Genomic DNA, 14,468 nt, shown 5'->3' on the forward strand with positions numbered 1-14,468 from the left:
TGAGGACTTCATCCTTTCTGGGAGGTATTTGTTTTTATGCAAGAACATTGTACCATAGAGAGTTTGGAGTCCTCAATTTTCATTTAAGTTTACAAAACGATAGAAATTATTAGGAGGTTTGTTATGGATAAAGATAAAGAAAAATATGTCCCAGAGATAAGCACAAAATTAAGAGGAAAGATTGTAAAAGTTCCTGAAGTAATATATCGTGCTAGTGGTATTAAAATACTCGGTACAAGGATTAAGTCTTTATTGTTCTCAACTGATGTAGCTATCATAAAAAACACAAATGCAGACTCTATAATAGCTGTATATGCTTTCACCCCTCAGCTTTCCATAATTCATTCTATTCTCAATGTAGCAAATGTACCTGTTTTTGCAGGAGTAGGCGGTGGACTGACTACAGGTGAGAGATCTATACAAATTGCTTTGCAAGCAGAGCTTTTAGGTTCTTATGGTGTTGTAGTTAATGCACCAACTAAGCCTGAAGTTATAAAAAGAATGTATGAAGTAGTTGACATACCTATCATAGGAACAGTGGTATCTTCAAAAGATGATTACAAGAGCAAAATCGATGCTGGAGTGAGAATTCTTAATGTTTCAGGTGGTCCAAAAACACATGAAATTGTTAAGATGATAAGAGAGGATATAGGGAATGAATTCCCAATAATTGCTACCGGAGGACCAACAGATGAGACTATTTTGAGGACTATAGAAGCAGGAGCAAATGCTATAACTTATACTCCTCCTACTAGTGGTGAGATATTCTCAGAGATAATGGAAAAATATAGAAAAGAACAATAATATTGAAATTTTACTTGCCTCATAGTATCCTATAATAAAAACTATTGCTGTGAGGTAAGTATGAAATTAAAAACAACAGATATTACAAAAATAGCTTTATTTTCAGCACTAACTGCTATTGGAGCATTTATTAGTATTCCATTAGGACCAGTTCCTATAACACTGCAAAGCTTGTTTGTGATGTTATCAGGATTTCTATTAGGTCCATATTTAGGAGCTTTTTCTCAAGTTGTTTACATAGTTTTAGGACTAATTGGTTTGCCTGTCTTTGCATCGCTTACAGGTGGTATTCAAACTATTTTCAAACCAAGCTTTGGATTTCTTCTAAGCTTTATATTATCAGCTTTTATTTGTGGCCATTTGACTAAAAACAAAAAGACCTTATCAAATTTTTTCAAAGCTAGCATATTATCCAGCTTAGCAATGTATTTGATAGGTCTTCCTTATATGGCATTTATTTTGAATTATTATTTAAATCAATCTATAAGTGTGATTTATATATTACAAATCGGTTTTCTTGTTTTCATCCCAGGTGATATAATAAAGCTTATTCTAGCATCTGTGTTAGGTTATAGGCTCAAAGATAAAGTATGATTATATTTTTATATGAACTTCCGAAGAATTTAAAGGAACTATTCTCCCATCTTTTAATACTAGCAAATTACCAAAATCATCTATATCTATTGCCTTAACCTCATATTTCTGATTGCCAATTTGAACGATGATTTCTTTGCCTAAAATGTTTGATTTTTCAATTAGAAATGATTTATATTTAGAAAAATCCTTTGTTTTTTCAAAATCAGATATGATTTCTTTTAAGATAGATACTATCTTGTTAAAAAGGATTTCTTTATCTATTATTATTTTTGTTTCGTCTTCTATTGAGGTAGCAACGATATTCAATTTTTTAAATTCATCCTGATTACTTTTAACATTTATTCCTATCCCGATTATTATACCATGATATTCTCTTGTTTCAATAAGCTCAGTTAGAATTCCACATGCTTTTAAGCCATTTATGAAAATATCATTTGGCCATTTAACTTTTGCATCAATCGAAAATTCATTTAATGCTTTCAAGACTGCTATAGCTGCTAACTGTGTAAATATAGAAATCATCGAGATATCAACTTTCGAGTGGTGAATAATACTAAAGTATAATCCTCCATTATTTGATAAGAAACTTCTCCCAGCTCTTCCTCTTCCTTTGGTCTGTTCATCTGCTATTATTATTGTTCCATTTTCTAGATGTTTAAAATTTTCCTTTGCATAATCATTTGTTGATTCAATGGATTTAAAACGAATTATCTTTCCCTCAATTCGATCATTTTTTTTATTCATTTTAATTCAAAATATTTTCTTTTAAATAATCAATTATATCATCTGATTCATATAACGGTTTGCCGTCAATAGAAAGCATTGGTACTTGATCTTTTTTCCCAATTGACAATAATTCATCATGATTTTCCTTTATATTTATGTTTTTAAGTTCTATATCTATATTGTTTTCTTTTATAAAGTTTAAAACTTTAATACAAAATGGGCAGTAATCCATATAATATAATTTTAAATTCATTTTTGCCTCCTAAATTATGGAATAATTTACTATCAATTAAACTATCTCTCTTAATTTCCCAGTTAATTTGTAATCTACTTCTCTTAGTTCATTTAAATTCTTCTTGCCTAATAACATCATGATTACTTTTAATTTATAAATAGTGTTGTCCATATATTCTTTTGCATTTAGTATGCCACCATGAACTAGGTAGGAGAGTATTTCTCCACTAATTCCCGCAATGTCTGCACCAAGCACTATTGATTTTACAATATCCATGCTAGTTCTTATGCCACCACTTGCGATTATTCTCAAATCATCAGGTAATTTTCTAACTTGAATGATGCTTGCTGCTGTTGGTATTCCCCATGAATATAAATCTGTAAAATCCATTGAAGGATTTCTTAAATTTTCAATCTCAATGAAGTTTGTGCCTCCAAATCCAGATATATCAATATATCTTACGCCTATATCATATAACCTCTTTGCGACATCATAGCTTATGCCAAACCCTACTTCTTTTACTATCACAGGAACATTAACATTCTTTACTATTGATTCTATATTTTGAAGAACTCCTTTAAAATCTCTATCACCTTCATCCATCACAAGCTCTTGAGCTACATTTAAATGAATTTGTAAAGCATCTGCCCTCAAAATATCTATTGCAATTCTTGCATCCTCAACTGTTGAAAGGCCACCTATATTGCCAATAACTATACCTTCATCACCAATGGTTTCTCTTACAACTTTAAATGATTTTTCGGCCTCATCGTCTTCTAATGCAATTGTTTCAGATCCTACTGCCATAGGTATATTGAAATCTCTAGCAATAGTTGATAAATCTCTATTGATTTCTTCGCTAAAATCAGATCCACCTGTCATTGCGTTTATCAAAATTGGAAAATTAATTTTCTTGTTTAAAAAAATAAGGGATGTGTCGATATCTTCGAAATTCAATTCTGGCAATGCATTGTGTGGCAAATATACATCTCCTAATAAGTTGTCGCCTTTAAAAGAGGTTCTTAGGTAATTTTCAACATGCTCTTTTTTTCTGGCTTTTCTCATTCTAACACCTCTTTGAATTTATTTAGGGAACTAAGGGTTCCACTATGTAATCTCCAAACATGCTGTTTACTAATTCTTGCAATTGTTCACCATCATAGATAAAATAACTTATATTCCCTATATACTGTCCCTCTCCTGGTATCGTAGCAGTCTCCATTTGCTCAGGATCGATCTTATTTACCATTGTTGCGGCTTTTAACATATAATTAAGGGGTATATTTGTATCTACATTGTCATAATATGTTTTTATAAGACTAGGTATTTTGAATATATTTTTAGGTGTTAGTGTTTGTTTTACCAATTCTTTAATGAAATACTGTTGGGTTTTTATTCTTCCAACATCTCCTTCGGGGTATCCTACAGTGTAATCGTTGTTATGTCTAAATCTTATAAAATCATGGGCTTGTTCTCCATCTAAAACCTGCAGCCCTTTCTTTAAATTTATGTGGAGTGGAGGATCAGAAGTTGGATCATCATATTTCATATTAAAAGGAACTTCTACCTCTATACCGCCAATTGCATCGACAACATCTTTTACTATTTGGTAATCTAGCAAAACATAATAGTCTATATCAAAGCCAACTAAGTTGCTTACAGATTCAAGAGTCATATCTACTCCGCCATATGCATGAGCAGCATTTATTTTGTCTAATCTCCCATTTACTATAGTTCTAGTGTCTCTAGGTATAGATAACATTGTTATTTTACCTGTATCAAAATTTACCCTTGTTAACATTATGGTATCAGTTCTAGCACCTTTTGCATGCCTAATATCTTTAGCATCTACTCCTAAAAGCAAAAATATCAATTCATTTTTATCATTTTTCACAAAATCATCTTCATCAATGTTTAGTGGGTCTTCTGCAACGACCTCTTGATTTTTGAAGACTGTATTTGCTAATATCCCATATACAGACATAAACACTATTAATGAAACCAAAAATACCATTAAAAATTGCTTTTTCATCTTGCACCTCTTTAAATATTATATTGTTATAATACTATAAGTATAGTTCAATTACAATAATTTAAAAATATAAAAGATGAGTTTTAACTCATCTTTTATTTTCAACTATATCTAACAGTATTGTTTTTCTAAGCTCTTTTGCTTTTTCAGTTCCTCTTAAGGCTTCGACAATTTTAACTGCAAAATGGTTCGCTGCTGCTGGTCCCATAGCAGTGATTATATTTTCATCTCTAACAACTATTTCATTAACTACTTTAGCACCTGTAAGTTTTTCGCCATATCCTGGAAAACAAGTCACTCTTTTTCCTTCTAATATGCCAGCTTCATGTAGTACCGTTGGTCCTGCACAAATAGAGGCAACTAACTTATCCTCTTCATAAAATTCTCTAACTAGTTCAAGAACTCTTTTGTTGTTCTTTAAATTTGTTGCTCCAGGCTGCCCTCCTGGAATGATAATACCTGAATAATTAACTGTTGAAAGTATTTCATCTAATGTCTTATTTGCTAAGACTTTTATCTTATGAGACCCCTCTACTACCTTTTCATTGCTTATAGACACCAAAACCGCTTCAATACTAGCTCTTTGAAGATAATCTGCACAAGTTAATGCTTCAACTTCCTCAAATCCATCAGCAAGCATTATAAGAATTTTATTCATATAATCAACTCCTCATATAATATACTCTAGCTATAATTTATTCCCTGATAAATAAGGAGTTCTTTTAATCTCTTGTCAATTGAAGAAATAACTCCTAATTTATCAGAACTCCATTTTGGTTCAAAAAGGAGATTTCTGTCTGCATCTCCAGTGAGTCTATGAATTACCATTTCTTTAGGTAAATAAGTTAAAGACTCACATACTATATCTACATATTCTTCTTTGCTAAGCAGCTTAAAGTTGTTTTCAAGATAATATTTATACAGTCTTGAATTAGTTTGTATGTATAGAGAATGAAATTTTACTCCCCATATACCTGTTTTAGAAATATATTTTACAGTTTCTATCATATCATTCTTATCTTCATTTGGTAATCCAAAAATCAAATGAATCACTACCTTAATGTTTCTTTTTCTCAATTCAAATAAAGCTGTTTCATAAACTTCTTTGTCATATCCTCTATTAATTAGTTTTGCTGTGAAATCATTTGTTGTCTGCAGTCCAAGTTCTAACCATAAAAAAGTTCTACCATTTAATTCTTCCAAATAATCGTAAATTTCATCGCTTAAACAGTCAGGTCTAGTAGCAATAGCTAATCCAACAACTTCTTTTCTATTAAGAGCTTTTTCATATTTGGTTCTCAAATCTGATAAATCTCCATAAGTATTTGTAAATGATTGAAAATAAGCTATAAATTTATTTGCATCCCATTTTTTTCGTATAATTTCAATTTGCTCAGAAATCTGTTCGTTTATATCTAAATTTGCCCTAGTAAACTCTCCTGCACCTTTTTCGCTGCAAAAAAGGCACCCTTTATCACTTATAAGTCCATCTCTATTTGGGCAAGTAAAGCCTCCATCAATGGATATTTTAGAAACTTTTTCATTAAAAAATCTATAGAGTTCATCATTTAATGTGTTGTATCGCTTTCCACTTAACATATTAGCCCTCGAATTGTTTATCATTTATTATTCTGATTATTGATTCTACTGTTTTAATAAGAATCTCGTGAGGTTCAATATAGGAATTCGTCATATGCAGTCTGTTTTTATATAATGAGTAAATGCCTGTAAAGCCTAATTCATACAATTTTTGAACTCCGTTATCGGCATATCCAAATATTCCTACAACCGGAACATGGTTTTTGTGTGCTATGTCTGTCATGTCCATCATTATACGATTTAGATTGTAGATTCTTAAAATTTCAGTAGCTCCTGTAAAAACTATGTCAGCATCATAAATATTTTCTTTTAAATCGCTTATTTCATAAAATGCATCTATTGAGGAGATTATGTCTGCATTTAAAAAGCTGCACAAACCGGCTCCAACTCCTCCTCCAGCTCCAGCTCCTCTTATCTTTTCTACATCCACTCCTATTTCTTTCTCTACTACCAATGAGAAATTTCTAAGACCTCTATCTAAAGATTCGATCATTAAAGGAGTTGCACCTTTTCTAGGGCCATATGTGTAGGCTACTCCATGAAGACCAGAAAAATCACCATTATAGTCAGTAACTACTGTGAATGTGGCTTCCAGAAGCCTTGAATCCTTTTTTGATGAATCAATGTATCTCAAAGCATAAAGTCCTTTAACATTACTCTCAACTTCTTTGTTATTCGAGTCTAAAAAATTAAAACCCAAAACATTTAATATTCCTAATCCTGCATCATTTGTCGCACTTCCATGAGTATAAATATAAAAATCTCGATAACCTTTGTTTAAAGCATCTAAAATTAAAATCCCTGTGCCTTTAGTATTTGTATAAAGAGGATTTCTTTCTTCAACATTTAAATGATGCAGTCCTGAACTTTCTTTTAATTCAATGATTACTTTATCATTTATAACAGCATACTTTGCATGAACTTTTCTGCCTAAAGGGTCTAAAGTCTCTTTTTCATAAACTCTAGCTCCTAATGCTTGAAATTGTTCTATAGTTGAATCTCCATTTGTCAGTGGATATTTATATATATCTGCATTCTTAACGATATTTCTAACACCATCTTCTATGCATAATGCCATATCATTAGAATTTAGAATGTTTTTAATCCCGCTTGGTGCAATTATTACTTTCATTTGTTATCCTGCTTTCTAGAGTATTTTCATATACTGATTATACCCAAAGCATTTTATTTATAACATAGCATTTTCTGCCATTTATATTCATTTTATTTATTAAATACCTCTAATATTGTCTAAAAATATAAGTCAACTCAAACTAAGTTCATATAAAAAAGCCTCGATATTGTATCGAAGCTTATCATTTATAGTAATTTTCTATTTCTTTTATAAACAAATCTATGTCTTCTTTAGTAGTGTCAAAAGATGTGACAAGTCTCACTAAACCATTTTTTTCATCAGTTATATAAAATCCAAATTTGTCATGAAGTACTTCTATTAGATCTTTAGGCATATATGCAAAGATCATATTAGCTCTTACTTGTGATCTTAGCTTTATTTCTTCGAATTTCTCTAGTTCTTTAGCGAAGTATATTCCCATCTCATTAGCATTTTTTGCATTTTCTTCCCACACACCATCTAAATATGCTATAAACTGACTAGATATAAATCTCATCTTAGATACCAATTGCATAGCTTGTTTTCTATAGAAGTGATACCTTCCTTTTAATTCGTCATTAAACACTACAATTGCTTCGCCTATCATCATCCCATTTTTTGTTCCACCAAAACTGACCAAATCTACCCCTGTATCTGTTAACATCTCTTTAAAAGATGAATTCAACGCACATACTGCATTAGCGATTCTAGCCCCATCTAAATGCAAATATAAACCATTTTGATGAGCAAAATCTGCTAATTCTTTTATTTCTTCTACCTCGTATAGTGTTCCTAATTCAGTAACTTGAGATATAGAAATAATCCTTGGTTGGACTGCATGTTCATCCCCTAGAACTTCAAGAGTATCTTTTACTATATCTGGATATATCTTGCCATCATCTGAATGAACTTGAATGATTTTATTCCCTGAAAATTTTTCTAAAGCTCCACATTCATCTACATTTATGTGTGCGCTATCTAAAGCTACTACCCCTTCGTATGATCTAAGAGCTCCAGATAGTGCTATTACATTAGCTGATGTACCAGTTGTGACAAAGAAAACATCTACATCTTTACCTAATATTTCTCTGAATTTTTCAATAGCTTTTTGTGTTGTTGCGTCCGATCCATAAGCACTTTCATGTTCTACGTTTGCATTTACAATTGCTTCCAAAATTTTGGGATGAATACCGGATGTGTTGTCGCTTTTAAACATTTTCAACACTATCGCCTCCAGAATTAATATTGTTTTCGGCTTTTTTTCTTTTTAGCGTTTGCTCTTTCTACTCTTACCTTAGTACCCCTTATTTTTTTTCCGTTTAGTCCATTTATTACTATCTCATCATATTCAGATGGAACTTCTATAAATGAAAAATCATCATAAAGGTCAATGTTTCCAATTATTTTTTTGCTTAACCCTGTTTCTTCAAAGATCGCTGACAATATATGTCTAGGACTGATTCCCAAGGATTTACCTACGTTTAAATGCAATCTAGTATTTATTCCACTTGAGTTGTATTTCTTTTTAGTATCTACTTGTTCTATTTCTTCATGACCTTCAAATATTTTCTTTTCATCCAAGTACATCTTTAAAAGCGCAAGAGCAATGTCAAATGAACTATACTCTTCTAAAAGCAGTGTATCTAATATTGGATTGTATTTAGTTAAATCATTTTCTTCTATAGCTTCTATCTCTTGTTTTATCTTTTCTTGTATGCTTTCAGTATATTTTGCTTGAATATCTTTTAATGTCGGTATTTCTCTTCTTTCAATTGTTGTTTTGGTATATTTTTGTATATCTTTAAGTTTATAAATTTCTCTACCTGATACAAAACTAAAAGCCCTTCCACTTCGACCTGCTCTAGCAGTCCTACCGATTCTATGGACATAATTTTCTTCATCTTGAGGCAAATCATAATTTACAACCAAGTCAATATCATCAACATCTAATCCCCTAGCAGCTACGTCTGTTGCGACTAATATATCAATGGTAGAATTTCTAAATTTGTTCATTACCATATCTCTTTGATTTTGCTTTAGGTCTCCATGTAACCCATCTGCTAGATATCCCCTTGACTGCAGCTCAGTCGTAAGCTCATCTACTTTTTTCTTTGTATTGCAAAATACCAATGTCAATTTTGGGTTATAAATATCTATAAGTCTACTGAGTATTTCAGTTTTCATCTGTGATCTTACTTCATAATATGACTGTTCTACCTTTGGCACAGTCAATTCCTTATGCACAACTTTTATATACTGTGGGTTCTTTTGAAATTTCTTTGCAAATTGTCTTATCTCTTCAGGCATAGTCGCTGAGAAAAATATCGTTTGTCTATCTTCTGGCAAAGTGTTCATTACCAATTCAATATCATCTCTGAATCCCATATCAAACATCTCATCAGCTTCATCAAGAACCATGTACTTTATTTTGTCTGTTTTTATAGTCTTTCTTCTTATGTGATCAATCACCCTTCCAGGTGTACCAACAACAATCTGCACCCCTGTTCTTAACCCTTTTAACTGTCTTTCTATTGGTTGTCCACCATAGACAGGCAATATATTTAACCCTTTTATGTGTTTAGCTAGATTGGTTAATTCTTCTGCTACTTGCACTGAAAGCTCCCTAGTCGGACATAGTATGAGTGCTTGAGTTGTTTTAACACTTGCATCTACCATTTCTAATAAAGGTATGCCAAAAGCCGCTGTTTTACCAGTTCCCGTTTGAGCTTGGCCTATTACATCAATTCCTTGTAGAAGAATTGGTATTGCTTGTGATTGGATAGGAGACATTTCTTCAAAACCCATATCTCTAATCCCTTTCTTCACAGCCTCACTAAATTCCATTTCATCAAATCTTAATTTCTCCATATAAAAAAACTTCCTCCTTGTCTTTAACTAAATAAGTATATATCTAAGTCGACATAAAAGCAAGAAAAAAGTTTAGAGCGAACTCTAAACTTTATCCAAATAATCTTTATACCCTTCTTTTTCCATGTCCTCTTTTTTGATAAACCTTAAACTCGCTCCATTTATACAATACCTTAACCCGCCTCTTTCCTTTGGGCCATCATTAAAAACATGTCCCAAATGAGAATCCGCCTCTTTGCTTCTTACTTCTGTTCTAATCATGCCATGAGAAAGGTCTTTTCTTTTAACAATATTATCTTCTTCTATCGGCTTTGCAAAACTTGGCCAGCCACATCCTGCATCGAATTTGTCCTTTGAAGAAAAAAGAACTTCTCCAGAAACTATATCTACATATATCCCATCTTCAAAATTGCTTTCTAGCGGACTTGAAAATGGCTTTTCTGTAGCATTTTCTTGTGTTACTTTGTAAGAAATTGGACTTAACTTATTCTTTAATTTTTCTTTATCTATATCTTTCATAATCATCACCTTTGAGTATTTATATATCCATAAATTTATTTTTCAATCAATAAAACTGATTATATTTAAATAATTTATTCCTTTATTAATATAAATTTTCTTTGAATGAGTTTAAACCTATGTTATAATTTTAGTGTATCGAAATAAATAGAGAGGTGATAAATTTGCGTTGGAGTCTTAAAGAATTATATCCATCATTTGATAGTCAAGAATTCCAATCAGACCTAGTTGCTTTTAAAGAACTGGTTAGAGAAATAAATGATTGGACTGCAGAAGCTTTTTTAAATACCGAAAATGTAGTAGAAAAGTTAGAATCCTACATTGAATATTTAAGAAAATATAGATACTTAGTATCTAGGTTAGCTTCATTTGCACAATTAACTAATTCCGTAGATGCTAATGATGAAGCTTCTTTTAAATATCTTGACAAGATTGAAGTAATAGCTAATGAAATAACACCTGCTATAGTAAAATTCCAAAATTTCTTGATTGAAATTGATAATTTAGAGGAAATTATTGCAAAATCTACTCTATTAAATGAGCATAGATACTTTTTATTATCAAATAAAGAGAGAGCAAAATATCTATTGCCAGAAGATCAAGAAATCATTATTTCTAAGCTAGTAAATACTGGTTCTTCAGCTTGGGAAGCTTTACAAAACAAAGTTGTTTCAACTCTTGAGGTAGATATTGAAATTGATGAAAAGAAACAAACACTTCCCCTTCCTGTAGTAAGGAATCTTGCTTATGATAAAGACCCAGCTATAAGAAAAAGTGCTTATTTTGCAGAACTTGAATCTTACAAAAAAATAGAAGATGCCTCTAGTGCGGCGATAAACGGTATAAAGGGAGAAGTAATTACCCTTACAGATTTAAGAGGATATAAATCACCTCTTCATGAAACTTTAATAAAATCTCGTATGGATGAAGAAACTCTAAATGCAATGTTAGAAGCAATGACTGAAAGCTTAGGGATATTTCATAAATATTATAAGAAAAAAGCTGAATTGTTAGGCCATAAAGGTAGCCTTCCATTTTATGATTTGTTCGCTCCTGTAGGAAATAATGATAGAACTTTTTCGTATGAAGAAGCAATGAATTATATAATAGACAATTTCAGAACTTTTAGTGATAGGTTAGCAGATTTTGTTAAAAATGCTTATGATAATAATTGGCTTGATGTTGAGCCTCGAAAAGGTAAAAGAGGTGGCGCATTCTGTTATAATCTTCATTGCATAGGTCAAAGTAGAATAATGGCAAACTTCAATGGAAGTTTTTCAAATATGACAACTTTAGCTCATGAACTCGGTCATGCTTATCATGGATTTAATTTGAAAGATGAGTCAATATTAAATAGTTCTTATCCAATGCCAATAGCTGAAACTGCTTCAATATTTTGTGAGACTATCGTAGTAAATGCAAGTTTAAAAGAAGCTAATAGTATTGATGAGAAGATTGCTATATTAGAAGAATCTATATCAAGTTCTGGACAAGTAATAGTTGATATATTGAGTAGATTTTTATTTGAATCTGAAGTATTTGAAAGAAGAAAAGATCATCCACTTACTGTGAAAGAATTGAATGAAATAATGCTTGACTCACAGAAAAAAGCTTATGGTGATAGTCTAGACGAAAATTATTTACACCCATATATGTGGATAAATAAATCTCACTACTACTCAGCTGATTTAAGCTTCTATAATTTCCCTTATGCATTTGGACTATTGTTTTCAAAAGGTCTATATGCAAGATATCTAGATGATAAAGAAACTTTTGTCAAACAATATGATGCTTTATTACGAGAGACTGGAAAAAACAATATTTATGAAGTAGCAAAAATGATGGATGTTGATGTCCATGACAAAAATTTCTTTAAAAGTTCTCTAAATTTGATTGAAAAAGAAATAGATATGTATTTAAAATTAGCAGATGAAATAATACAAGACATGGCTTAAAGCCATGTCTTTATTTGAGCGTTGAATTTTCAATTGTTCTTAATAACTCCTCTTTCTTTATGAAATTAGTTATATTTATTCTCGGAATTTTCTTCAAATCATTTACAGTTTTAAATTCTCTAATGCCTTCATCTGATGTTAGACTTCCTTTAAAACCAAAACTATAAATTGCTGATTCCGTTAAATCTGAATACATCCCATATGGATATGCAATAAAAGATGGAATATGACCTGTATTATTGTATGTTAAATAATTCAATGTAATTAGATCATCCCTCAACCTAATCCTATATCTATAGTTATTCTCACCATTTAACTTCATCATTCCCTTTGCAGTTGGATTGTTTAATCCAAGGCTGTATCCTTCAGGGGAATGTAGGTCATATGTATGATTTTGAATATCTATCAATCCACTGTCTAACATTTCTTTTGCTTCTATCCAAGAAAAGTGAGGTATAATAGGCGTCTTATTATCCACCATCTTATCCCGTCCTACCGACCAACCTATTATTGAAACCGTGAGTTTCATATTAGTTTCCTGTGCTATTGGATAAGCTATTTCATAGAATGAAGAATATCCATCATCAAATGTAATTATTATTGGCTTATCTGGCAAAGTAGTGTTTCCTTGTAAGTATTCATAAAGGTCCGTTAAAAATATTCCCTCATATCCAGCTTCTTTTAATGTTATCATATCCTCATAAAATTTGTCTTTGCTTACCACCATAGAATTGTTGACTTCATCGCTAATATGATGATACATAAGAACAGGAACTTTAATTGGTTTTATTCCTTCAGTAGCCTCTATTCTTGTAGAGCTAATAAACAAGAATAAAAATAAAATCATAAAACTTTTAATAATATATTTTTTATTCATTTCTGCCCCCTAATTTATAGTTATATATATCATTATACATAATATCGGCAATAAAATCTAAATATTTAATGATAAATAATGTAATTTATTTGTAACCACTTTTTATTTGATGGTGCTATAATATTCTAAAGGAGATGAATTATAATGAAGAAATATAAAAAGCTAAGTTTGATTTTATTGTCGTTGATACTTACTTTTTCAATCATATCTGGTTGTAGCAAAGCTGATGAATCTTCTCAAATTGACTCCGGAATAGTCAGTCCTGAACTTCCAAGAGAAACCCCTGAATTTACCGGTGATAAGAGTAGCTCTATAGATCCAGAAAAAGTTATCACTACGATCACTATGAACATGGAAACTCTAGAGTATGAGAAAACTCTAGATAGGTTAAATCAGTTAATAGAAGCAAATAATGGTTATATAGTAAATTCTCAAATTTCTTACGATAGTTATGTAACAGAAAATTATAATAAATATGATAGATATGCTTATTATGAGATTAGAATCCCAAAAGATTATGTAATGAATTTTAAAAAAGCAATTGCCGATATTGGAAATATTACAAGTGAATATACATCAAAACAAGATGTATCAAAGTACTATAAAGATACTGAATCAAGGTTAAGAGTCCTTGAAACAAAAGAAGAAAGGCTCTTAAGCCTTTTGGAAAAAGCTGAAAGGATAGAAGATATAATTGCGATTGAAAATCAATTAAGTGATGTGATAACTCAAAAAGAATATTTAAAATCAGAATTACAAGGCCTTGATGAAAGAATTGATTTCACAACTTTTAGTGTTTCTATTTACGAGGTCAACAAATTGACTAGTTCTGCAGGTGTAAATGCAAGCTTTTTTACTAAATTGAAAGTTGCATTTAACGATGCGATTGATAGATTTTCTAGCTTTATTGAGCAATTCATTATATTTATAGTCTCCAATATTTTCTTCATAGTTCTCCTCGCTGTGCTAATCTATTTCATAGTAAAATATTTCATGAAACGTAATAAAAAGAATTTAAATTATCCACCTGAAGAAAATTCGGACAATCGAGTAGGAGGTAATTAATTATTTTAATTACCGTCCTCTCACACCACCAAGCATACCGTTCGGTACTTGGCGGTTCATTAAGACAGTCTAAATTT

15 protein-coding genes are annotated in these 14,468 nt (G+C 31.0%); 4 read left to right on the plus strand and 11 right to left on the minus strand.

The window, feature by feature from the left end; translation table 11 throughout:
* The first annotated feature begins 123 nt into the window (after positions 1 to 123).
* Both ACTB1H_RS06705 and ACTB1H_RS06710 read left to right on the plus strand, forming a co-directional pair.
* Entirely contained in the window at positions 124 to 804 is a 681-nt protein-coding gene (locus ACTB1H_RS06705; RefSeq protein WP_463262068.1) for a hydrolase, read from the plus strand.
* A gap of 60 nt (positions 805 to 864) precedes the next feature.
* Positions 865 to 1,398, plus strand: a complete 534-nt coding sequence (locus ACTB1H_RS06710) for a biotin transporter BioY (RefSeq protein WP_463262069.1) — start codon at positions 865 to 867, stop codon at positions 1,396 to 1,398.
* Here ACTB1H_RS06710 and ACTB1H_RS06715 read toward each other — a convergent pair whose 3' ends face one another.
* The 10 genes from ACTB1H_RS06715 to msrB all read right to left on the minus strand — a co-directional run bounded on the left by ACTB1H_RS06715 (position 1,399) and on the right by msrB (position 10,494).
* Positions 1,399 to 2,145, minus strand: a complete 747-nt coding sequence (locus ACTB1H_RS06715; RefSeq protein WP_463262070.1) for a biotin--[acetyl-CoA-carboxylase] ligase — start codon at positions 2,143 to 2,145, stop codon at positions 1,399 to 1,401.
* Position 2,146: 1 nt separating this feature from the next.
* Positions 2,147 to 2,380: a glutathione S-transferase N-terminal domain-containing protein gene (locus tag ACTB1H_RS06720; protein WP_463262071.1), complete on the minus strand. Its 234-nt coding sequence runs from the start codon at positions 2,378 to 2,380 to the stop codon at positions 2,147 to 2,149.
* 36 nt (positions 2,381 to 2,416) lie between these two features.
* The gene (fni, locus tag ACTB1H_RS06725; protein WP_463262072.1) at positions 2,417 to 3,427 is read right to left on the minus strand and encodes a type 2 isopentenyl-diphosphate Delta-isomerase; all 1,011 of its coding nucleotides are present in this window, start codon (positions 3,425 to 3,427) and stop codon (positions 2,417 to 2,419) included.
* A gap of 22 nt (positions 3,428 to 3,449) precedes the next feature.
* Positions 3,450 to 4,394, minus strand: a complete 945-nt coding sequence (locus tag ACTB1H_RS06730; RefSeq protein WP_463262073.1) for an LCP family protein — start codon at positions 4,392 to 4,394, stop codon at positions 3,450 to 3,452.
* Between the two features lie 88 nt (positions 4,395 to 4,482).
* Positions 4,483 to 5,052, minus strand: coding sequence for a DJ-1 family glyoxalase III (locus ACTB1H_RS06735; protein ID WP_463262074.1), 570 nt, complete (start codon positions 5,050 to 5,052; stop codon positions 4,483 to 4,485).
* 26 nt (positions 5,053 to 5,078) lie between these two features.
* Entirely contained in the window at positions 5,079 to 5,993 is a 915-nt protein-coding gene (gene mnmL, locus ACTB1H_RS06740; RefSeq protein ID WP_463262075.1) for a tRNA modification radical SAM protein MnmL/YtqA, read from the minus strand.
* A 1-nt stretch (position 5,994) separates the two neighbouring features.
* The gene (locus tag ACTB1H_RS06745) at positions 5,995 to 7,125 is read right to left on the minus strand and encodes a glycerate kinase (RefSeq protein WP_463262076.1); all 1,131 of its coding nucleotides are present in this window, start codon (positions 7,123 to 7,125) and stop codon (positions 5,995 to 5,997) included.
* A gap of 184 nt (positions 7,126 to 7,309) precedes the next feature.
* Positions 7,310 to 8,323: a threonine aldolase family protein gene (locus ACTB1H_RS06750; protein WP_463262082.1), complete on the minus strand. Its 1,014-nt coding sequence runs from the start codon at positions 8,321 to 8,323 to the stop codon at positions 7,310 to 7,312.
* Between the two features lie 23 nt (positions 8,324 to 8,346).
* Positions 8,347 to 9,975 (minus strand): DEAD/DEAH box helicase, encoded by a 1,629-nt coding sequence (locus tag ACTB1H_RS06755; RefSeq protein ID WP_463262077.1) that lies wholly within the window; start codon positions 9,973 to 9,975, stop codon positions 8,347 to 8,349.
* Between the two features lie 84 nt (positions 9,976 to 10,059).
* Positions 10,060 to 10,494, minus strand: coding sequence for a peptide-methionine (R)-S-oxide reductase MsrB (gene msrB, locus ACTB1H_RS06760; protein WP_463262078.1), 435 nt, complete (start codon positions 10,492 to 10,494; stop codon positions 10,060 to 10,062).
* Positions 10,495 to 10,649: 155 nt separating this feature from the next.
* Between msrB and ACTB1H_RS06765 the strand changes: the two genes are divergently transcribed.
* Entirely contained in the window at positions 10,650 to 12,449 is a 1,800-nt protein-coding gene (locus ACTB1H_RS06765; protein WP_463262079.1) for a M3 family oligoendopeptidase, read from the plus strand.
* A 10-nt stretch (positions 12,450 to 12,459) separates the two neighbouring features.
* On the opposite strand, the gene ACTB1H_RS06770 is transcribed toward ACTB1H_RS06765, so the two are convergent.
* On the minus strand, positions 12,460 to 13,326 hold the full coding sequence (locus tag ACTB1H_RS06770) for a polysaccharide deacetylase family protein (protein ID WP_463262080.1): 867 nt from the start codon (positions 13,324 to 13,326) through the stop codon (positions 12,460 to 12,462).
* 144 nt (positions 13,327 to 13,470) lie between these two features.
* Between ACTB1H_RS06770 and ACTB1H_RS06775 the strand changes: the two genes are divergently transcribed.
* Entirely contained in the window at positions 13,471 to 14,391 is a 921-nt protein-coding gene (locus tag ACTB1H_RS06775; protein ID WP_463262081.1) for a DUF4349 domain-containing protein, read from the plus strand.
* Positions 14,392 to 14,468: the final 77 nt, after the last annotated feature.

The organism is Soehngenia sp. (genome assembly GCF_055108775.1).